The sequence below is a fragment of the Variovorax sp. dw_308 genome, from assembly GCF_019207085.1.
In the GTDB taxonomy this organism is placed as follows: Bacteria; Pseudomonadota; Gammaproteobacteria; order Burkholderiales; family Burkholderiaceae_C; genus Variovorax.
Genome location: NZ_JAATOM010000004.1, coordinates 445,962 through 465,515, shown reverse-complemented (window position 1 = coordinate 465,515; position 19,554 = coordinate 445,962). Strand labels below are relative to the sequence as shown.

Annotated in this window: 17 protein-coding genes and 1 pseudogene; 9 read left to right on the top strand and 9 right to left on the bottom strand. The window is 66.4% G+C overall.

What is annotated here, in order from left to right; all coding sequences use genetic code 11:
• The 6 genes from HCU76_RS11475 to HCU76_RS11450 all read left to right on the top strand — a co-directional run bounded on the left by HCU76_RS11475 (nt 1) and on the right by HCU76_RS11450 (nt 7,527).
• Nucleotides 1-1,131, top strand: coding sequence for a putative 2-aminoethylphosphonate ABC transporter ATP-binding protein (locus tag HCU76_RS11475; RefSeq protein WP_218509320.1), 1,131 nt, complete (start codon nt 1-3; stop codon nt 1,129-1,131).
• A complete protein-coding gene (locus tag HCU76_RS11470) occupies nt 1,128-2,861 on the top strand; it encodes a putative 2-aminoethylphosphonate ABC transporter permease subunit (RefSeq protein WP_218509319.1) in 1,734 nt (577 codons plus the stop codon). The genes HCU76_RS11475 and HCU76_RS11470 overlap by 4 nt, the downstream gene beginning before the upstream one ends.
• A gap of 39 nt (nt 2,862-2,900) precedes the next feature.
• The gene (locus tag HCU76_RS11465) at nt 2,901-4,031 is read left to right on the top strand and encodes a 2-aminoethylphosphonate--pyruvate transaminase (RefSeq protein ID WP_218509318.1); all 1,131 of its coding nucleotides are present in this window, start codon (nt 2,901-2,903) and stop codon (nt 4,029-4,031) included.
• A 268-nt stretch (nt 4,032-4,299) separates the two neighbouring features.
• Nucleotides 4,300-4,650 (top strand): hypothetical protein, encoded by a 351-nt coding sequence (locus tag HCU76_RS11460; RefSeq protein WP_218509317.1) that lies wholly within the window; start codon nt 4,300-4,302, stop codon nt 4,648-4,650.
• Nucleotides 4,651-4,768: 118 nt separating this feature from the next.
• A complete protein-coding gene (locus HCU76_RS11455; RefSeq protein ID WP_218509316.1) occupies nt 4,769-5,527 on the top strand; it encodes a response regulator in 759 nt (252 codons plus the stop codon).
• Nucleotides 5,528-5,544: 17 nt separating this feature from the next.
• Nucleotides 5,545-7,527, top strand: a complete 1,983-nt coding sequence (locus HCU76_RS11450; protein ID WP_218509315.1) for a PAS domain S-box protein — start codon at nt 5,545-5,547, stop codon at nt 7,525-7,527.
• Between the two features lie 10 nt (nt 7,528-7,537).
• Here HCU76_RS11450 and HCU76_RS11445 read toward each other — a convergent pair whose 3' ends face one another.
• The 5 genes from HCU76_RS11445 to HCU76_RS11425 all read right to left on the bottom strand — a co-directional run bounded on the left by HCU76_RS11445 (nt 7,538) and on the right by HCU76_RS11425 (nt 13,203).
• Nucleotides 7,538-7,960: a globin family protein gene (locus tag HCU76_RS11445; protein ID WP_218509314.1), complete on the bottom strand. Its 423-nt coding sequence runs from the start codon at nt 7,958-7,960 to the stop codon at nt 7,538-7,540.
• A gap of 379 nt (nt 7,961-8,339) precedes the next feature.
• Nucleotides 8,340-9,659: an MFS transporter gene (locus tag HCU76_RS11440; RefSeq protein WP_218509313.1), complete on the bottom strand. Its 1,320-nt coding sequence runs from the start codon at nt 9,657-9,659 to the stop codon at nt 8,340-8,342.
• Nucleotides 9,660-9,799: 140 nt separating this feature from the next.
• Entirely contained in the window at nt 9,800-10,801 is a 1,002-nt protein-coding gene (locus tag HCU76_RS11435) for an NAD(P)H-quinone oxidoreductase (protein ID WP_218509312.1), read from the bottom strand.
• Between the two features lie 32 nt (nt 10,802-10,833).
• Nucleotides 10,834-12,339: a bifunctional 3-(3-hydroxy-phenyl)propionate/3-hydroxycinnamic acid hydroxylase gene (locus HCU76_RS11430; protein WP_218509311.1), complete on the bottom strand. Its 1,506-nt coding sequence runs from the start codon at nt 12,337-12,339 to the stop codon at nt 10,834-10,836.
• A gap of 6 nt (nt 12,340-12,345) precedes the next feature.
• Complete coding sequence (locus tag HCU76_RS11425) at nt 12,346-13,203, bottom strand: fumarylacetoacetate hydrolase family protein (RefSeq protein WP_213953700.1); 858 nt, start codon at nt 13,201-13,203, stop codon at nt 12,346-12,348.
• 157 nt (nt 13,204-13,360) lie between these two features.
• Here HCU76_RS11425 and HCU76_RS11420 point away from each other — a divergent pair, with 157 nt between their 5' ends.
• Nucleotides 13,361-13,912: a VOC family protein gene (locus HCU76_RS11420; RefSeq protein WP_218509310.1), complete on the top strand. Its 552-nt coding sequence runs from the start codon at nt 13,361-13,363 to the stop codon at nt 13,910-13,912.
• Between the two features lie 16 nt (nt 13,913-13,928).
• On the top strand, nt 13,929-14,699 hold the full coding sequence (locus HCU76_RS11415; RefSeq protein WP_213953698.1) for an IclR family transcriptional regulator: 771 nt from the start codon (nt 13,929-13,931) through the stop codon (nt 14,697-14,699).
• A 25-nt stretch (nt 14,700-14,724) separates the two neighbouring features.
• Here the strand turns inward: HCU76_RS11415 and HCU76_RS36580 are convergent.
• Both HCU76_RS36580 and HCU76_RS11410 read right to left on the bottom strand, forming a co-directional pair.
• Nucleotides 14,725-14,811 (bottom strand): annotated as a pseudogene (locus tag HCU76_RS36580) (hydrolase); the annotation flags it as partial.
• A gap of 74 nt (nt 14,812-14,885) precedes the next feature.
• Entirely contained in the window at nt 14,886-15,755 is an 870-nt protein-coding gene (locus tag HCU76_RS11410) for a pirin family protein (RefSeq protein WP_218509309.1), read from the bottom strand.
• Between the two features lie 119 nt (nt 15,756-15,874).
• On the opposite strand from HCU76_RS11410, the gene HCU76_RS11405 reads away from it, so the two are divergent.
• Nucleotides 15,875-16,780, top strand: coding sequence for a LysR family transcriptional regulator (locus HCU76_RS11405; protein ID WP_218509308.1), 906 nt, complete (start codon nt 15,875-15,877; stop codon nt 16,778-16,780).
• A 216-nt stretch (nt 16,781-16,996) separates the two neighbouring features.
• On the opposite strand, the gene phnY is transcribed toward HCU76_RS11405, so the two are convergent.
• Nucleotides 16,997-18,454 carry a phosphonoacetaldehyde dehydrogenase gene (gene phnY, locus HCU76_RS11400; protein WP_218509307.1) on the bottom strand — a complete coding sequence of 486 codons (1,458 nt, stop codon included), beginning with the start codon at nt 18,452-18,454 and terminating at the stop codon, nt 16,997-16,999.
• Nucleotides 18,451-19,551 carry an iron-containing alcohol dehydrogenase PsrA gene (psrA, locus tag HCU76_RS11395; protein WP_213953694.1) on the bottom strand — a complete coding sequence of 367 codons (1,101 nt, stop codon included), beginning with the start codon at nt 19,549-19,551 and terminating at the stop codon, nt 18,451-18,453. The genes phnY and psrA overlap by 4 nt, the downstream gene beginning before the upstream one ends.
• Nucleotides 19,552-19,554: the final 3 nt, after the last annotated feature.

The window sequence follows — 19,554 nt, the reverse complement described above, 5'->3', positions numbered from 1 at the left end:
ATGGACATGACCGACACCAGGTTCCTCGGCAGCGAGCCGACCACCGCCGGCGCACTCGAGGTGATCGGCATCCGCAAGGATTTCGAATCCTTCAGTGCCCTGCGCGACGTGCACCTGCGCGTCAATCCGGGCGAGATGCTCTGCTTCCTGGGCCCCTCGGGGTGCGGCAAGACCACGCTGCTGCGGATCATCGCGGGGCTGGAGACGCAAAGCGCCGGACAGATTCTGCAGAACGGCAAGGACGTGTCCTGGCTGCCGCCCGACCAGCGCGACTACGGGATCGTGTTCCAGTCGTACGCGCTCTTTCCGAACCTCACGATCGCGGACAACATCGCCTACGGGCTGGTCAACGGCAAGGTGAAGAAGGCCGAGGTCAAGGCGCGCGTCGAGGAACTGCTGAAGCTGGTCGGCCTGCCAACCTCGGGACGCAAGTATCCGAGCCAGCTCTCCGGCGGGCAACAGCAGCGGGTGGCATTGGCGCGCGCGCTGGCGACGCGCCCCGGCCTCCTGTTGCTGGACGAGCCGCTGTCGGCGCTCGATGCGCTGGAACGCATCCGCCTGCGCGGCGAGATCCGCCGCTTGCAGCGCCAAGTGGGCATCACCACCATCATGGTGACGCACGACCAGGAAGAGGCCCTGTCGATGGCCGATCGCATCGTGGTCATGAACCACGGCGTGATCGAGCAGGTGGGGACGCCGATGGACATCTACGAAAGGCCCGCGACGCCGTTCGTGGCCGACTTCGTGGGCAAGGTCAACGTCCTGCATGGCTACGCGCTGGGCGGCAACCTCTTTCGCGTCGGCGACATGGAGCTGCAATGCGATGCCTGCGACAGCGGCTTCGAGCCGGGCGATGAGGTCAACCTCTACCTGCGGCCGGAAGACCGCCTGGTCGAGAACCTCGCGCACGACACGCCGAACCGGATGAGCGCGCTCGTCAGCAAGGTCGAGTTCCTCGGCGGACTGTGCATTGCCGAAGTCACGGCCGAGGCGCTCCATGGCCAGAGCCTGGGACTGCACTTCTCGCTCAACCAGTTGCATGACCTCGACATCCGCGAAGGCAATCGCATCGAGATCGCCCTGCGGGCCAACCGCATCCGCGCCTTTTGCAGCAGGACGGCCAAGTCATGAATGCGCTTGCACGCCCTTACCCGTCGGCCGCCATGGCCGCGGCTCGCCCGGGAATGCGCTGGAGCCGCGACGACCTGATCGCGCGAGCGGTGCTGTTCGCCATCATGGCCATGCTGTTCACCTTCCTGATCGCGCCGCTCTTCACGATTCTCGTGAACGCGGTGCAGGACAAGAACGGCAGCTTCGTGGGATTGGCGCACTTCATCACCTACTTCCAGACGCCCAGCCTGCTGCGCGCCGCCTGGAACTCGATCTGGGTGGCCGCTGTCGTCGTGATGATCTCGGTGCCCATGGCCTTCGTCTGCGCCTATGCGCTGACACGCACCTGCCTGCCGGTGTGGTTCAAGGGCACGTTCAAGCTGGTCGCGCTGATCCCGCTGCTGGCGCCCTCGTTGCTGGCGGCCATCTCGTTCGTGCAGTGGTTCGGCAACCAGGGTGCGCTCAAGTCATTGCTGATGGGCGCTTCGATCTATGGCGCACCCGGCATCATCCTGGCCGAGGTCTACAACACCTTCCCGCACGCGCTGATGATCTTGGTCACCGCGTTGTCGCTCGCCGATGGCAGGCTCTATGAAGCCGCCACGGCCTTGCGCGCGCCTCCGTGGCGCCAGTTCATGACGATCACCCTGCCCTCCTGCAAGTACGGCCTGATCAGCGCCGCGACGGTCGTGTTCACCTACGTGGTCAGCGACTTCGGCGCCCCCAAGGTCATCGGTGGCAACTTCAACGTGCTGTCGGTCGACGTGTTCAAGCAGGTGGTGGGGCAGCACAACTTCTCGATGGGTGCGGTCGTCGGCATGCTGCTGCTCATTCCCTCCATCCTGTCGTTCGCCATCGACTACACGGTGCGCCGCAAGCTGAAGGCGCAACTGACCGCGCGCTCGGTCCCGCATGTGCCGAAGCCGCGTCCGCTGGCCGATTCGCTGCTGGCCGGGGCCTGCATCGTGGTGTGCACGCTGCTGCTCGCCACCATCGGCATGGCCGTCTACACCTCGTTCATCACGCTGTGGCCCTATGACCTGTCGCTGACGCTCAAGCACTATCAATTCGCGCTGATCGAAAGCGACATGGCCGCGGCCTACACCAACAGCCTGATCGTGGCGATCTCGACGGCCGTCGGCGGATCGCTGATCGTGTTCATCGGCGCCTACCTGATCGAGAAGACGCGCAACCTCGTCATGATGAAACGCGCCATGCACCTCATGGCCGTGCTGTCGATGGCCGTGCCCGGCCTCGTGCTGGGCCTGGGCTACGTGATGTTCTTCAACCACCCGGCCAATCCGCTGAACGGGCTCTACCAGACGACGACCATCCTGGTGATGTCGATGATCGTCCACTACTACACCTCGAGCCACCTCACTGCGGTGACCGCGCTCAAGCAGATCGACAACGAGTTCGAAGCCGTCTCCGCCTCGCTGAAAGTGCCGGCCTTCAAGACCTTCCTGCGCGTCACCGTGCCGGTCTGCCTGCCGGCGATCCTCGACATCGGGCGCTACTTCTTCGTCGTCTCGATGGCCAGCCTGTCGGCCGCGATCTTCCTGTACTCGCCCGACACCATCCTGGCGTCGGTCGCCATCATGCACCTCGACGATGCCGGCGACATCGGCCCGGCTGCCGCACTCGCCAGCCTGATCGTCGTGACATCGATCCTCGTGTGCATCGCCTATTCGCTGCTGACGCGCGTGCTGCTCGCGCGGACGCAGGCCTGGCGCAACCTGCGCCGCAGCTGATCCCTCTTTCATTCCATCGCTCTTCCCACAGGAGACACCATGAGCCAAGCGCGTTCACCGATCCTTCTCACGCCCGGTCCGCTGACCACATCCGACAAGACCCGCGCGGCCATGCTGCGTGACTGGGGCTCTTGGGATTCCGACTTCAACCAGATCACCGCAAGGATCCGCCAACAGGTCCTGCGCATCGTGCACGGCGAGGCCTCGCACGAGTGCGTGCCGCTCCAGGGCAGCGGCACCTTCTCGGTGGAGGCCGCCATCGGGACGCTCGTCCCGCGCGACGGCCACGTGCTGGTGCCGAACAACGGCGCCTACTGCCAGCGCATCGCCAGGATCTGCAAGGTGCTCGGCCGCCGCGTGACCACCATCGACTACCGGGAAGACCAGCAGGTCCAGGCCGCCGACGTCGACCGCGCCCTGGCGGCAGACCCTTCGATCACGCATGTGGCGCTGGTCCATTGCGAGACTGGGACGGGCGTGCTCAACCCCCTTCACGACGTCGCACTGGTCGTGGAGAAGCATGGCTGCGGCCTGATCGTCGATGCGATGAGCTCCTTTGGCGCCATCGACATCGACGCGCGCAAGACGCCCTTCGACGCGGTCGTCGCGGCGTCAGGCAAGTGCCTCGAAGGCGTGCCCGGCATGGGCTTCGTCATCGTCCGGCGCAGCACGCTGGAAAAGTGCGAGGGCAACAGCCATTCGCTGGCCATGGACCTCTACGACCAGTGGGTCTACATGGGCAAGACGACGCAATGGCGGTTCACGCCGCCCACCCACGTCGTCGCTGCATTGGACGAAGCGATCACGCAATACGTCGAGGAAGGCGGACTCGAAGCGCGCGGCGGGCGCTACGCGCGCAACTGCAAGGCCTTGATCGACGGCATGGCCGCATTGGGATTCCGCAGCTACCTCGACCCCGCCATCCAGGCGCCGATCATCGTGACCTTCCATGCGCCCGATGATCCGAAGTACGACTTCAAGACCTTCTACCAGGAGGTCAAGAAGCGCGGCTACATCCTCTACCCCGGCAAGCTCACGCAGGTCGAAACCTTCCGCGTGGGATGCATGGGGCACTTCGGGGACGCAGGGATACCTGGAGCGGTCGCGGCGGTGGCCGAGACGCTCGAGGCGATGGGGGTTCGGCAAGTCGTTGCGACTGCCGCCGTTTGAACCAGGGTCATCCGGCCGACCCGCGCGCGGCCGTCGCCAGCTCGGCACGGCCGCACCCATATGTTGGGGGATATCGATAGCACACGGGTGCGCGGAGACGGGCGTCGACTGCAGGCCCGTCCCGCGCTGAAAAAATCGGGCAACAAACGAAACACGACGCCCGGCCCTGCGCAACGCGCTTGAAACCGGCCTCTCCGATCATTGCGGTGCGCCTGCTTCAACAGCGCGCTGTTCGATACACCCCGCCGCCCAATTCGGAGAACCTTCAATGACCCCCCTTCGCATTCAACTTGCCGCAGCGATCGCCGCTGCACTTCTCGCAACCGCCACCATCGCCTCCGCGCAAGACAGCACCGCGCAGCCGGCATTGCACACGTTGGGCGAACATCCGGCCATCCTGGTCAAGCGCCAGGTGCCGCAGATCGACCCGAACACCTTCATCCTCATGCACCCGGCCGGCCTGTTCGTGATCGCAGGGCCGACACAGACCGAAGACCAACCCGCAGTCATCGCGGCGCGCACACCACCGCAGGTCGCGAACGAAGGTTCGACGGCAGGGACAGCCCTTCGGCGCCCCGACCTGTCGGTCGCCGTGGCGGTGAGCGCGAGCGAGCACTGATATGAGGGGCCTGGCGACGCCGCCCTGTTGCCGCGATCGGCACCCGCATCTCGATTGCCAAGTGAAATCCGGCTGGTGCCGATAGACTCTGCCCTCACCGCGTTGAGGGACCCACACGATGAGTCAGGCAGCCGAGAATTCCAGCCCTGTCGTGCTGGTCGTCGACGACGAGCCCGAGTTGCGTTCGCTGCTGGACGAGTACTTCGGACGCCACGGCTTCACGGTGTGCACCGCCGCCGATGCCGCCGAAGCGCGGCTGGCGGTGGCGTCCAGGGCACCGGCGCTGGCCATCCTCGACATCAACATGCCCGGCGAGAACGGCTTGTCACTGGCACGCTGGATGCGCGAAACGCAGTCGGGCATCGGCCTGGTGATGCTGACCACCGCCGGCGAGCCGATCGACCGCATCATCGGGCTCGAACTCGGTGCCGACGACTACCTGCCAAAGCCCTTCGAGATGCGCGAGTTGCTGGCCCGAGTGCGCGCCGTGCTGCGCCGCGCCGTGGTGCTGGCTGCCGCCACGCCGACGTCCCCGGCCATCGCGCCAGCCGGCGAATCGCGGCGCATCGCCTTCGGCGCCTACCGGCTGGACCTCGACGAGAGGCGCTTGCGCGATGCCGACGGAAGAGACATCGAGATCAGCGCCGCGGAGTTCGACCTGCTCGCCCTCTTCGCCCGCCATCCGAACCGGCCTCTGAACCGCAACCAGATCATGGAACAGGCACACAACCGCGGCTGGGACGTGTTCGACCGGTCCATCGACCTGCGCGTGATGCGCCTGCGCCGCAAGATCGAGCGCAACCCCGACCGGCCGGAACTGATCAAGACGGTTCGCAATGTCGGCTACGTCTTCGTGCCTGCCACCGCGCAAGAATGACAAGAAGGGCCAGCCGGATGATTCCATCGCGTGAACTCAGCTCGCTCGGCATGATGCGATGGGCCGAGATGCCCGCCGCGGTGCTCGACCAACGCCTCTCCAGCGTGCTCCTCGAGCACATCACGGCGCGCCTCTCGGTCATCGACCGCAGCCACCGGTACGTCTATGCGAACCGCGAGGTGCTCGAGTTCCTCGGCCGACCGGCCAGCGAGGTGATCGGGCGCCACCTGTCGGAGGTGGTCGGTGCGGCCGCCTACGCCGGCTATCAACCGCTTGCGACGCGGGTGTTTTCAGGAGAGGCGCTGCGGCTCGAAGGCTGGGTCGAGTATCCGGGCCACGGGCTGCGTTATCTGCGCGAGACCTTCATCCCGTATGGCCCGGTCGATGGCGAGGTCGAGGTGGTGGCCGTATTCGGCCGTGACCACACGGAGCTCAAGTTGCGCGAGCAGGAATTGGCCTCGCGCCTGGACGACCTGAACACGAGCGAGGCGCTGAAGACTGCCATCGTCGACCACGCGCTGGCGGCTTTGGTGACGACCGACGAGGTGGGGCAGATCGTCGAATTCAACCCGGCGGCCGAAGCGATGTTCGGCCGCACGCGCGCTGCCGTCATGGGGCGCCCCGTCAGCGTGGTGATCATGCCGGAGCGCTATCGCGGTCCGCACGAGGCGGGCATGCGTCGCCTCCAGGCCGGCGGCGCACCGCGCTTCATGGGCAAGCGCCTCGAGATGTACGCGCTGCGCGCCGACGGGACCGAATTTCCGATGGAGATGGTGCTGTGGCGCACCGATGCGCACGGCCATGTGTTCTACACGGCGTCGATCGCCGACCTGTCGGAGCGACACGCCGCCGCCACGCAGATCGCCCGCCAGCGCGAGGCCTTGCGACAGAGCGAAAAGCTGACCGCCATGGGCAGCCTGCTCGCCGGCGTGGCGCACGAGCTGAACAACCCGCTGGCGATCGTGATGGGGCGTGCCAGCCTGCTCGAGGAGAAGTGCGAATCGCAGCCCGAATTGCGTGCCGATGCGCAACGCGTGCGCGAGGCGGCCGAGCGTTGCGGGCGCATCGTGCGCACCTTCCTGAACATGGCGCGCAGCCGGCCCACGACACGCGGCCTGGTCGCCCTGAACGGGATGGTGCGCGCCGCGGTGGAGATGCTGCAGTACGGCTACCGCACGCACGGCATCGACCTGGAGCTCACGCTCGCCGATGCGCTCCCCGATGTCAACGTGGACGGCGACCAGATCGGCCAGGTCGTCATGAACCTGCTCGTCAATGCACAGCAGGCGCTCGCCGGCGCGCAAGGTGCGCGCCGTGTGCAAGTCGAGACAGGACTGGAACCCGCACGCGCTGGCTGCGAAGCGCGCGTGTGGCTGCGCGTTTCCGACAACGGCCCGGGCGTCTCGAGCGATGCCCGGGAACGCGTGTTCGAGCCCTTCTTCACCACCAAGCCGGATGGCGTCGGCACCGGGCTGGGCCTGGCCGTCTCGCGCACGGTCGCGCGTGACCATGGCGGAGAACTGGCACTCGAGCCCGCATCGCCGCAAGGGGCGAGCTTCAGGCTCAGCCTGCCGATCAACGGTGTCGCGGTGGCCGCCACGGCGCCGGCCGAACCGGCGGCCTCCGGTGCGTCGCGGCAGGCCCGCATCCTGGTGGTCGACGACGAGACCGAGCTGGCCGACGTCATGCGCCAGATGCTGGAGAACGCAGGCTACGAGGTGGCGACGGCGGAGTCGGGGGCGGTCGCGCTGGAACTGCTGGCGACCGCACGTTTCGACGCGGTCATCTCCGACCTGCGCATGCCCGACATGGACGGCGCCGGCTTGTGGCGCGAGGTGTCGGCGCGGCATCCGCTGCTGGCGCGCAGCATGCTGTTCGTCACCGGCGACACGCTCTCCCCCGATGCGCGCGAATTCCTGCGCGGCGCGCGCTGCGACTCGCTGGACAAGCCGTTCTCCAAGGCCGACCTGCTGGCGCGGGTCGCGGACCTTCTGCGCTGATCGCCTTCGATCAGGTAGCCAGGGCCGGCTCGCGCGAGGCCTCGATCATGGTGCGGCTCACGATGCCGTACATCGCGGTCCAGGCTTCGCGAACCTCGGGCGTGAAGGCGTCCCCGAGGCCCTGTTCCAGCGTCAGCAGCAGCGCGCCGCCGACGGTTGCGTAGTGGGCGTCGACCACGCCATAGCCGACGTGGCGCGCACCGAGGTTGCGCAGCACCGGCATGAGCACGTCGGGCTTCTCGAGCAACCCGACCGCGCTGCCGATCATCGTCATCAGGCGCTCTCCCTGATCCACCATGTCACCGCGAAACAACGCGCGCAGCGACGGGTCCGCGTCGAACAGGTGGCCGTAAAAAAGCGCGGCGGCTTGCGGGGCGATGGGTCGCACGAGCGCGAAGCTGTCGCGGACGAGTTGGACTTGATGGTCTTGCATCTGGATTCCTCAAGGTTGGAAACGACATCGGCAGGGGCAGGGGTGGCTGCTGCTGCCAATGGTCTGCAACCCGGGTATCCGCCGCGTTTCAGCGGCCGGGTCCGGCGTGTTTCATTTGTTGCGGCTCTCACGCCGCTGCGACCGATCGGCTCCTCCCCAACCTAACCCCAAGGCTCGCAGCAAGCTGGCATTCAGCGGCTTCTTCGCGATCGACCGGTCTGCCTGGAACTTGACCTTCGCCGACCTCATTGAAAAATCCGAGTCCGAGTCCGAGACAGTGATCGGATCGCCGACTGCAAGGGACAACCAGGACACCACCGCGTGCGAATGGCCGCTCCAAAGTCGCGAGATCGCGCCCGGGGCCCCACGTGCGGTTCCGTCAACCGAGATGCGCCCCGGCCAAGGCTGCATCGGGCGTCTCGGGGTTCTCGCTGCGATTGCGATAGGTGCGGTCGAGCATCAGGGTGGCGATCGCTGCGACGACCAGGACACCGCCGAAGAATTGATAGGCGATCTGCGGTGTCCAGCCGGCCTTCAGCATGTAGCCCGTGAAGATGGGCGCCACGATGGCGACTGCGCGACCGAAGCCGATCATCAATCCCACCCCTGTGCCCCTGGCAAACGCGGGATAGACAAACGGGCTGATGGCATAGAACGCGGCAATGCCACCGTTCGCGAACATTCCGACGAAAACCGCCAAGGTCAACGCCATGGCGATGTGCTGGATCTGCCCGGCATAGAGCACGAAGGCGACTGCGCCGCCGAACAGGATCAGCGCGGTGACCAACCGGGGACGAATCTTCAGCGACAGCGCGGCGAACAGGAGCGCACCGACGACACCGCCCACCATGATCAGCACACCGGTCCGCACACCAAGGCTGGGGTCGCCGCTGGCGTCGGCAATCATTTTTGCCGTCCAGGTGTTCGCAAAATAGAAGGCCGCCACCAGTCCGGCGTATCCGATCCACAGGCACAGGGTGCGACCGAGCATCATCCCGCCGAAGATGGCCTTCAGGGCAAGCTGCTGCTGCGGTCTCACGGCGGGCGCCGGAAGGATCGTCGCTTGCGTGTATCCCAGCCGCGCCGCAATCCTGTTGTAGTGGGCGAGGGCGTTTTTCGGTCGCTTCTCGACGAGGTAGTCGATGGACTCCGGCAGTACCGCGAGGACGACGGCCAGCATGACGAGCGTCAACGCAGCGCCGAAGACAAAGGGAGCTCGCCAGTCATAGGCCATGGTCAACGGGCCGATCACCGCGCCGGCCAATGCGGAGCCGAGCGGAAAGCCGATGCCATAGATGCCCATGACCGTTCCGCGCCGCCGGTCCGAGCTGTACTCGGAGGCCAGCACATTGATGCTCGCCACGATGCCGCCGATGAACAGTCCGGCAAACGCGCGGTATGCCACCAGTTCGAGCAGGCTCCTGGCAGAGGCCGACAGGAACATGCCCAACGTGATCAGCGCCAGGCATGCGCCGATATGCCGGCGACGGCCGAACCTGTCGGACAGCGGCGAGATGAAGATCGCGCCCAGCGCCATTCCGAAGACGCTGGCGCTCAACAGGTAGCCCACCTCGACGGGCCCGAGCGCCCATGACTTGGCCAGGTGCGGCATGACGAACGGCATGACGATGATCTCGTAGCCATCGATCATCGTCAGAAGGACGCAGATGATGATGATCGCGATCTGAGGTGCGCGCATGGGCTGCGTGCGTATTGCTTCTCGAATGTCCATTGTTTGCTCCGTTGTAGTTGGCATGTGAAGTGAACTGTCTGGTGGGTGTGCGCCGCGAGCCCTGCCGGACGCGCAGGTCGCGTTCCCGAAGGCGCGTTGCAGGGAAATCAGCGTGCCCGCTGCGCTGTCGCCAACGCATCCGTGGATTGGCAGTCGAGGACGAGCTTTCCGACGTGGTCGCCGAGTTCCATCGTGGCGTGCGCGCGTGCTGCATCGCCAAGGGGCCACGTGCCATGGATCAATGGCCGGACCGCGCCGGATGCGACCAGTGGCCATGCAACGTCGCGCAGCCGGTGTGCGATCAGGGTCTTCTCTTCGTTCGGCAGTCCGCGCAGCAGCGAACCGGTGACCTTGGCCTCCTTCGCCATGAGGTCACGCAGCGGCACCTGAAAATCTGCGCCCTTTCCTGGCGACAGATGCACCAGGCGCCCTCGTCTCGCCAGGGCGCGAACGTTCGGCACGCTGTAGCGTCCGCCGGACATGTCCAGGATCACGTCCACACCGCGCCGCGCAGTGGCGGCGAGCACGCCTTCAGCGAAATCATCCTCGTGATAGTTGAACGCTCGCGTCGCCCCAAGCTGCTCGGCCGTCGCGACCTTGCGCTCCGAGCCGCACGTCGCAAAGACGCGGTGGCCGAGCGCCTTCAGCAACTGGATGGCGATCGCGCCCACCCCGCTGGTGCCCCCGTGGATCAGCACCGATTCGCCGGGTCCGAGCGCGGCCACGTTGAAGAAGTTGTGCCATACCGTGAACAGCGCTTCCGGCAAGGCTGCGGCGGCGACGAGATCCAATCCTGTCGGGACATGGAACGCATGGGTTGCCGGTGCCACGGCGTATTGCGCATAGCCGCCACCATCGGTCAGGGCGCACACCTTGTCGCCCATGGCCCATCCCGTCACCCTCGATCCAACGGCCATCACCACGCCCGCGACTTCGAGCCCCGGGATATCGCTGTGGGCCGGTGTCGGTCCGCGTTGTCGCTGATTGCAGTCGTGTCGGTTGATGCCGGCCGCATGAACGCGGATCTGCAGTTCATCATCCGCTGGCATCGGTATGGGGACGCGCCTGCCCTGGAGTACGTCCGGGCCGCCCGGCGCCGTGATGAGCATCGCCTGCTGGGTCGCGGCCTCTGCAACGGTCGTCATGCCTGCACCGCTTTCCGAAGAGTCCCCGAGACGCCGAGCACCATCCTCGGAAGATCGGCCCGATCGACAGCGGTCGATTCCACGTAGCGGTCCGGCCGCAGCAGCACGGCACGGGCGCCGAGGCGCTCGAGCCACAGGCGCATCGAAGGCGAATCCGCTGGCAGCACCGGGATCGCTCCGGCGATCCGCTGTGCATCCGACACCCACGCCGGGTCGACGATCAGCGCATGGCCGTAGCCGACACGATCGTCGAGTCGCGTGCCGTCGGCCATCGCCGGCTGTTCGCCGATGCGGCCCGCTTCGGGCGTTCCGGCGTGCGCGCCCGGGCCCAGCCGCGGCTGCGGCGTGGCGAAGTTCTGTGGCCGCGCGAGCATGTCGGCGTCCCGCTGCTTCGCTGCTTCGACGTCGGTCGTCTGGATGACGCTGCCCAGGCGAACCGCCGTCTCGATGAACTCGCGCACGTGCGGCGATCGTTCGGACTCGTAGGTGTCCAGCAGTTCGTCGGGGGCTGCCCCGGAGATCACGTCGGCCAGTTTCCAGGCAAGGTTCGACGCATCGCGGATACCGGCGCACATGCCCTGTCCCATGAACGGCGGCGTCTGGTGGGCAGCGTCGCCGGCGATCAACAGGCGGCCCTTGCGCCACCCCTGCGCAACCACCGAGTGGAAGGTGTAGGCCGCGGGTCGTTCGAGTGTGGCTTCCGCGGGCGTGATCCAGCGCTGCAACAGTTGCCAGACGACCTCAGGGCGGCACATGGCCGCTGCATCCTCGCCGGGCAGGAGCATCAGTTCCCAGCGGCGCCGGTTGCCCACGCCGCGAACATACGTGGCGGGGCGCGTGGGGTCGCAGTATTGGATGCTGTGCTCGCCCAGTTCCGGCTTGTCCTTGTGGAGCAGCAGGTCCACCACCAGCCAGCGCTCGTGCGATTTCAGGTCTTGAAGCTCGGTTCCCATGAACCGCCTGACCGTCGAGCGCGCGCCGTCACAGCCCACGACGTAGCGTGCCCTGGTGCGCAGGAGCTTGCCGGACGAGGTGTCTTCCAGTCGCAGGTCGACATGGTCCTCGGCCGGCTCGACAGCGAACACTTCGTGGCGCAAGCGGATGTCGACGCAGGCTTGCGCCGCGAGTTTGCTTCGCAACGTTTCCTCGAGGAATGGCTGATGGAAGCGATAGCTGGCGTGCCAGCCTTGCGGACCGATCTCGGTAGGCCGTTGCCAGTCGATGAGCAGCCGGCCGCACCCGTCGAGGAACCTCATGCCCGGCGCCACTACCAAGTGGGGCGCCATCTCGTCGGCGATGCCGACCGTCTGGAAGACGCGCATGCATTCGCCATCGAAGTGGATGGCCCGCGGCAGCCGGTAGATGTCGGCCTCGCGGTCCAGCGCGAGCACGGACAGGCCGCGCAGCGCCAGCAGGTTGGCGAGCGTGGCGCCAGCCGGGCCGAGTCCGACGATGGCCACGTCATAGCTCTCGCGCAAGGGAGTTGCAGCGGGTGCGGTCATTGAAGTTCACCCGGCCAGTTCGTCGACGACGGTGTTGCGCAGCACGCCAACGCGTTCGACCTCGACCTCGACCACATCGCCGGCCTTCATCCACAGCGGCGGCGTGCGCTTGGCGCCGATGCCGCCCGGGGTCCCGGTGACGATCACGTCGCCGGCCTGCAACGGCGCGACGGTCGATGCGTAGGCGATCTGGCGCGGGATGCTGTGCAGCATCATCTCGGTCGTCGCGCGCTGAACCTCGACGCCATTGAGGCGCGTCACCAGCGAGAGCACGGCGCCCGCGGAGATCTCGTCGGCGGTCACCATCCAGGGGCCGAAGCCGCCCGTGCGCCAGAAGTTCTTGCCTGGGCACCACTGCTGGCTGTGCATCTGCCAGTCGCGCACCGAGGCGTCGTTGTAGCAGGCGTATCCGGCGATGTGGTCCCAGGCGTCGGCTTCCGCGATGCGCCGGCCGCCCTTGCCGATGATGATGGCGATCTCGCCTTCGTAGTCGAGCTTGATCGATTCCGGCGGCCGCGGGATGGCCTGGCCATGGCCGACCTGCGAGTCGGGCACGCGCAGGAAGAACACCGGCTGCTCGCTGACTTCGCGGCCTGTTTCGCGCACGTGCTCGCCGTAGTTCAGGCCTGCGCACCAGATCTTCCCGGGGTTGGGGATGACCGGCAGAAGGGTCAGCCCGGACAGCTTGTAGTCGGGTGTTCGCCCTTGCACTGCCGCGCTCGCTGCCGCCATTCCATCTCCTTGCAGCAGGCCCTTGAGGTCGGCGAAGCGGCCTTCGAGCGCCAGGCCGAGATCCACCACGCCATCGTCCACCACCACGCCGAAGCCCGTCTTTCCGTACCGTTCAAAGCTCACGAGTTTCATTTGCTCTTCCTTGGTCTTGATTGTTGAAAAATCTCATTTAGTGCGATATTATTGTTTTCACGATCTGCGGGCGTCAAGCCGATCGACTAGGTGTTTATCCTATTATTTGCGATATTCAAACTTCATCAAAGCGCTCGGAACCGAGCAAGGAATTGCCATGACAAGACCCGGACTTGCCTTCAGCCATGTGGGCTTCTATGTGAACGACCTCTCCGCGATGGAGGACTTCTACGTGCGCGTGCTGGAGTTCACCGTCACCGATCGCGGGCAGCTTCCCGGGCCGCACGGACCGGTGGGCCTCGTCTTCCTGAGCCGCGATCCGGACGAGCACCACCAGATCGTCCTGATCTCGGGCCGCCCGGCGGACGTGAGCTTCAACGTGATCAACCAGATCTCGCTCAAGGCCGACAGCCTCGCGACGCTCAAGGAGATGCACCGGCGCGTGCAGCGCGAGAACACCAGCGAGATCACGCCGGTGACGCACGGCAATTCGCTGTCGGTGTACGTGCGCGATCCCGAGGGCAATCGCCTCGAGCTCTACATGGAATTGCCCTGGTACGTCTCGCAGCCGCTGCGCCTGCCGGTCGACCTGGCCCTTGACGATGCGGACATCATGGCGAACGCCGAAGCCCACGCCCGGGCGCTGCCAGGCTTCAAACCGAGGTCAGAATGGCGTGCCGAGATGGCCCGCCGCATGGGCCTCGATTGAACGAACCCAGTCCGCCATGACCAGTCCTGCCCGCGTGCTCGCGATCCTGAATCTCTTCACCGAGGAACGCGCTGTCTGGCACACGGACGACATCAACGAGGCGATGGGATACACGCGGGCCACGGGGTATCGGTACGTCAAGGACCTGGTCGAGGCCGGCTTTCTGCAAAAGGTGTCGGGCGGCCGGTATTCGCTGGGCGCTCGCATCATCGAGCTGGACTACCGGCTGCGGCGCAGCGACCCGGTCCTGCTGGCGGCCGTGCCCGTCATGGACGAGATGGCGAGGAAGGCACGCATGGACGCCGTACTCACCACCATGTTCGGCATGAAGATCATCGACATCTACAGGGCGAGTGCAGACTCGTCGCTGCAACTCGGGTATGGGCGCGGGAGGCCGCGGCCGCTGTTCGCGGGCGCGTCGCCCAAGGTCATCCTGAGTTGTACGCCGCGGCCGCAGTTGGTGAAGATCTACGAAGCGAACGCCGCCGAGGCGCGCAAGCATGGGCTCGGGTCGAGCTGGACCGATTTCAGGGCTTACCTGTCCAACGTCCGCAAGCAAGGCTTCTACTGGTCGATGGGGGAGCTCGAAGAGGCGGTGGGTGGCATGGCCGTGCCGCTGCTCAACGAAGACGGGGAAGCCTTGGCCGCCCTGGCGCTGGTGGGAACCCACGAGGTGCTCCTGGCCATGGGCGAGGCACGAATGAGGGCGATGCTCGCGCGCGCCAGCGACGAAATTGGCAAGCGACTGGCCGACGGGGTGCAACCTCCGGGCGCGAACATGGCGTGAGCCTTGGCAAGCCGCGGAATCGCTCCACGGCCTGCGCCTTGCCGTAGCTCTCGATCAGCAGTTGGTACTCGGGAAAGATGCGCGTGTAGCCCCTGGCCCACTGCAGCGCGTCGGGCAGAGCACCTTGGGTGCGAGGCGGCAAAAATGGTCCGCCGACAGGCGGCGGACCGGATGGGAAACTGAAACCTAGGCCGCGATGCGCCCGAAGCGGCCGCTGCTGAAGTCGTCGAAGGCCTGGACGATCTCGGTCTGGCTGTTCATCACGAAGGGGCCGCTGCCGACGATCGGCTCATCGATCGGCTCGCCGCCCAGGAACAGCAGCACCGCATCACTGCCGGCCTCGATCTCCAGCGCGTCGCCCTCCCGATCGAGGTGCAGCATCTGCGCCTCGCGCAGGCTCTGCTGGCCGTTGACCGTCACACTGCCGCGCAGCGCCACCAGCGCGGCGGTGTGGCCTGCGGGAAGCGCCAGCCGCGCCTTTCCCCCCTGGACCAGGCGCAGGTCCCAGACGTTGATGGGCGTGTGCGTGCGGGCCGGCCCCTGTCGGCCGTCGAATTCGCCAGCGATGACGCGCACCCGCCCTGCCCCCTGCGGCAGCTCGACGGCGGGGATCTGCGCGTCCAGCAGGGTCTGGTAGCCGGGCGCACCCATCTTGTCGCGCGCGGGCAGGTTGACCCAGAGCTGCACCATCTCGAGCCGCCCGCCGCGCTGCGCGAACGCCGGCGAGTGGAACTCCTCGTGCAGGATGCCGGAGGCGGCCGTCATCCATTGCACGTCGCCCGGCCCGATGAGGCCGCCCGCGCCGGTCGAGTCGCGATGCGCGACCTCCCCTTCGTAGACGATGGTCACGGTCTCGAAGCCGCGATGCGGATGCACGCCCACGCCCCTGGGCCGCTCGCTCGGCTCGAAGTTCGCCGGACCGGCGTGGTCCAGCAGCAGGAAGGGGCTCAGTTCCGCGCCGTGGCTCCCGTAGCTGAAGAAGGAGCGCACCGGGAAGCCGTCGCCCACCCAGTGCCCGCGCGGGGCGCCGTACACACCAACAATCTTCTTGAGCATTTGCTTCACCTTTCTTGCGAATCCGATGGAATCGGGATGGGAGAAGCATAAAAACAGAACGCCGCCAGCGGTAGTCCGCAATAATCGTCTTCATAGTTCCACTGATAGAACGATGAAGCATGCTGGACCTGAACGACCTCTTCTACTTCGCCCAGGTGGTCGACCACGGCGGCTTTGCCCCGGCGGGCCGCGCGCTGGGCATCCCGAAGTCGAAGTTGAGCCGGCGCATCGCACTGCTGGAAGAGCGGCTCGGCGCCAGGCTGATCCTGCGTTCCACCCGCAGCTTCGCGGTGACCGAAGTGGGTCGCGGCTACTACGCGCACTGCCGCGCCATGCTGACCGAGGCCGAGGCCGCCGAGGAGTCGGTCGCCATCACGCATGCAGAACCGCGCGGCGTGATCCGGATGAGCTGCCCGGTTGCCCTGCTGGCCTCGCGCATCGGCGAAATGCTCGCCGGCTTCCTGGCGCAATACCCGCGCGTGGAGCTGCACCTGGAAGAGACCAACCGCAAGGTGGACGTCGTGGCCGAGGGCATCGACCTCGCGATTCGGGTGCGGCCGCCACCGCTGGAAGACAGCGATCTCGTGATGCGGGTGCTGTCAGATCGTGGGCAATGCCTGGTCGCCAGTCCCGGTCTTCTGAAGCGGTTCGGAGCGGTGGCGGTCCCGGCGGACCTGGCACGCTTCCCGAGCATGCATCTGGGCCAGCCGCAGGACGAGCACCAATGGCAACTCGAAGGACCGGACGGCGCCATGGCCGAGATACGGCACCAGCCTCGCTACATCACGCGGGCCATGCTGGCCTTGAAGGCGGCAGCCGTCGAGGGAGTGGGCATCGTGCAGTTGCCGCGCATGATGGTGAGCGAGGAGTTCAAGGGGGGCCAACTGGTCCCAGTGCTGAGCGGCTGGGAACCGCGGCGCGAGATCATCCACGCGGTCTTTGCGTCGCGCCGCGGGCAGTTACCGGCAGTGCGGCTGCTGATCGACTACCTTGTCGAGCGCTTTGAAGCGCTGCAGGAAGATTGAAGTGAAACTGCCTCTGCGCTCGATCTTTTGCAGGGCGCCGCTTTTGCTCCGGGGCAGGCTCGCGCCGACGGTGTGCTCTGCTCCGCGAATGTCCCCCGGCCTGCGGCCTCCTCCTTTATTTCGCTGAGCAGAGCACACCATCGACGCGAGCCAGACGCGCAGTGCTTGATCGGCTGGCACAGCACGGCGTCACCCGTGCCGAAAGCATCGGGCCCCTCAACCCCAAGGCATCGTGAACGTCTTCCCATTGCAGAACGACTTCATCGCCTCCTGCACGCCCTCCTTGTAGCCGAGGCCTGAATCCTTGATGCCGCCGAAGGGCGTCAGCTCGATGCGATAGCCCGGCACCTCCCAGAGGTTGACCGTGCCCACCTGAAGCTCCGAAGCGAAGCGCTGCGTGTAGTCCATGCGGTTGGTGCAGATGCCCGATGACAGGCCGTAGGCCGTGCCGTTGGAAATGCGGATCGCGTCGTCGATATCCTTGAAGGTGATGATGGGCGAGACTGGTCCGAAGGTTTCCTCGCGCACCACTTCCATGTCGGGGTGCACGTTGTCGATGACGGTGGGCGCGTAGAGCGCGCCGTCGCGCTGGCCGCCTGCGAGCAGGCGCGCGCCTTGCGCGACCGCGTCGGCCACGCGCTTCTCGAACAAGGCGGCCGCCTCGGCGTCGATGACGGTGCCCATGTCGTTGGCGGCATCCATTGGGTCGCCGTGCTTCCAGCGGCGCGTTTTCTCGACCACGCGCTCGGTGAAGTCGCGCGCCACCGATTCATGCACCAGCATGCGTTTCACTGCTGTGCACCGCTGCCCCGAATTCTTGTACGAGCCCTGCACGGCCAGGTCGGAGGCCTGGTCGAGGTCGGCGTCTTCCATGACGATCAGCGGATCGTTGCCGCCGAGTTCGAGCACGATGCGGCGGTAGCCCGCCTTCGAGGCGATGTACTTGCCGATGGCCACGCCGCCGGTGAAGGTGATGAGGTCGACGTTCTCGTTGATCAGCATCTCGTCCGCGATCTCGCGTGGGTCGCCGGTGATGATCTGGAGCATCTCGTGCGGCAAGCCGGCTTCATAGAGGATGTCGGCGAGGAAGCAGGCGGACAGCGGCACCTTTTCCGACGGCTTGAGCACCATGCGGTTGTTGGTGGCAATGCTCGGCACCACCTTGTGCGCGACCTGGTTCATCGGATGGTTGAACGGGGTGATCGCGGTGATCACGCCCAGCAGCGGCTCGCGCGTGGTGATGACCTTGCGCTTCTTGCCGTGCGGCGTGAGGTCGCAGGAGAACACCTGGCCGTCGTCGCGCAAGGCCTCGTTGGCGCCGAACACCAGCACGTCGGCCACGCGGCCGATCTCGTAGAGCGAGTCCTTCCTGCACAGGCCCGACTCCAGCGTGATGAGCGTCGATGCCTCCTCGGCCCGCGCCCGGAGCAGGGCCGATGCGCGTTGCAGGATGCTGGAGCGCTCGTAGCGGGTGAGCGTGGCCTTGTAGCTGCGTGCGATCCGGTAGGCCTCGCGCACGTCGTCGACGGTGGCCATCGGCACCGAGCCGACGCGCTCCCGGTTGTAGGGGTTGAACACGTCGAAGGTGCGCGTGCGCGTCAGGCGCTGGTCGCCGATGCGAAGCACCTCGGCGCGAAAGTGCGCGCTGTCGCGCAAGGGGGTGTTGGTGGTCATGCTGCAAGCTCCGATGCAGTGCCGATGAAGTTCCTGCCGCGCGCGCCGGCCTGCGCATGCAGCACCATGTCGCGGGCCTCGTCGTCGCTCACGCCGTAGTCGGAAAAGCGGGTGCGCACGCCGAGGGCCTCGATGAAAGCCTCCAGCCGGCGCGGCGCGTTGGCCAGGGGCTTGCCCAGCGCCTGCTCCAGCACACGGTCGCGGTCGGCGCTCCGGCCCATGGCGCGCTCCAGCACCATCGGCAGGGAGAACGAACAGGCGATGCCGTGCGGGATGCCGTAGCGCAGCGTCATCTCGTAGGAGATGGAATGCGCCAAGGCCGTCTTGGTGTTGGAGAAGGCCAGGCCCGCCTTGAGTGCGGCGAGCGCCATGCGCGAGCGCAGGGACAGGTCCAGCGGGTGCTGCATCAACAGCGGCAACACCTCCAGGGTTTCGTGGATGGCCGCCACCGCGAACACGTCTGAGACGGGGTTGGCATTCACGTTCCAGATCGATTCGAGCGCATGCGACAGCGCATCGAGCCCGCTCTGGAGCGTCACGGCCGACGGTAGCGACAGCATCAGCTCGGGGTCGATCACCGCGTGGCTGGGCCAGGTCTGCGGCAGGTGCAGCGAATACTTCTTCTGCCGCTCGCGGTCCCAGACCGTCGCCCAGGGCGTGACTTCGCTGCCAGTGCCGGCGGTGGTCGGTACAGCAATCAATTGCTTGAAGCGCGTGGGCGAGAAAGGCCGCTCCCCGGACAGGCCGGCGACCATGTCCGCGAACCTGCCGCTGTCATTGCCCACCATGAGCGCCTTGGCCGTGTCGATGGCGCTGCCGCCGCCGACCGCCACGAGCACCCCGGTGTCGGCATGGTCGCGCCAGAACGTCTCCCACAGCGGCGCGAGTTCCGCCACATCGGGGTTGGGTCGCACCTGGTCGATCACACCTGCGAGTCGGTCGCCGAGGACCTGTTCGATGCGCTCCAGCAGCCCGACCGCCTTTGCCTCCGGAAAGGTCACCAGCACGGCCTTCCGACCGTTCAGCAGCCTCGGCAGGGACGACAGGGCCCCTGCCCCGTGCACTGTCTGCACGGGGTTGAAGTATTCAGTGGTCATTCG

Excerpts from the sequence above, each read along its gene's own strand:
- HCU76_RS11425 (WP_213953700.1), bottom strand. The coding sequence starts at position 13,203 with ATGAAACTCGTGAGCTTTGAACGGTACGGAAAGACGGGCTTCGGCGTG.
- HCU76_RS11475 (WP_218509320.1), top strand. The coding sequence starts at position 1 with ATGGACATGACCGACACCAGGTTCCTCGGCAGCGAGCCGACCACCGCC.
- HCU76_RS11410 (WP_218509309.1), bottom strand. The coding sequence starts at position 15,755 with ATGCTCAAGAAGATTGTTGGTGTGTACGGCGCCCCGCGCGGGCACTGG.
- HCU76_RS11430 (WP_218509311.1), bottom strand. The coding sequence starts at position 12,339 with ATGACCGCACCCGCTGCAACTCCCTTGCGCGAGAGCTATGACGTGGCC.
- HCU76_RS11435 (WP_218509312.1), bottom strand. The coding sequence starts at position 10,801 with ATGCTCATCACGGCGCCGGGCGGCCCGGACGTACTCCAGGGCAGGCGC.
- HCU76_RS11450 (WP_218509315.1), top strand. The coding sequence starts at position 5,545 with ATGATTCCATCGCGTGAACTCAGCTCGCTCGGCATGATGCGATGGGCC.
- HCU76_RS11405 (WP_218509308.1), top strand. The coding sequence starts at position 15,875 with ATGCTGGACCTGAACGACCTCTTCTACTTCGCCCAGGTGGTCGACCAC.
- HCU76_RS11440 (WP_218509313.1), bottom strand. The coding sequence starts at position 9,659 with ATGCGCGCACCTCAGATCGCGATCATCATCATCTGCGTCCTTCTGACG.
- HCU76_RS11445 (WP_218509314.1), bottom strand. The coding sequence starts at position 7,960 with ATGCAAGACCATCAAGTCCAACTCGTCCGCGACAGCTTCGCGCTCGTG.
- HCU76_RS11465 (WP_218509318.1), top strand. The coding sequence starts at position 2,901 with ATGAGCCAAGCGCGTTCACCGATCCTTCTCACGCCCGGTCCGCTGACC.
- phnY (WP_218509307.1), bottom strand. The coding sequence starts at position 18,454 with ATGACCACCAACACCCCCTTGCGCGACAGCGCGCACTTTCGCGCCGAG.
- HCU76_RS11470 (WP_218509319.1), top strand. The coding sequence starts at position 1,128 with ATGAATGCGCTTGCACGCCCTTACCCGTCGGCCGCCATGGCCGCGGCT.
- psrA (WP_213953694.1), bottom strand. The coding sequence starts at position 19,551 with ATGACCACTGAATACTTCAACCCCGTGCAGACAGTGCACGGGGCAGGG.
- HCU76_RS11420 (WP_218509310.1), top strand. The coding sequence starts at position 13,361 with ATGACAAGACCCGGACTTGCCTTCAGCCATGTGGGCTTCTATGTGAAC.
- HCU76_RS11455 (WP_218509316.1), top strand. The coding sequence starts at position 4,769 with ATGAGTCAGGCAGCCGAGAATTCCAGCCCTGTCGTGCTGGTCGTCGAC.
- HCU76_RS11460 (WP_218509317.1), top strand. The coding sequence starts at position 4,300 with ATGACCCCCCTTCGCATTCAACTTGCCGCAGCGATCGCCGCTGCACTT.
- HCU76_RS11415 (WP_213953698.1), top strand. The coding sequence starts at position 13,929 with ATGACCAGTCCTGCCCGCGTGCTCGCGATCCTGAATCTCTTCACCGAG.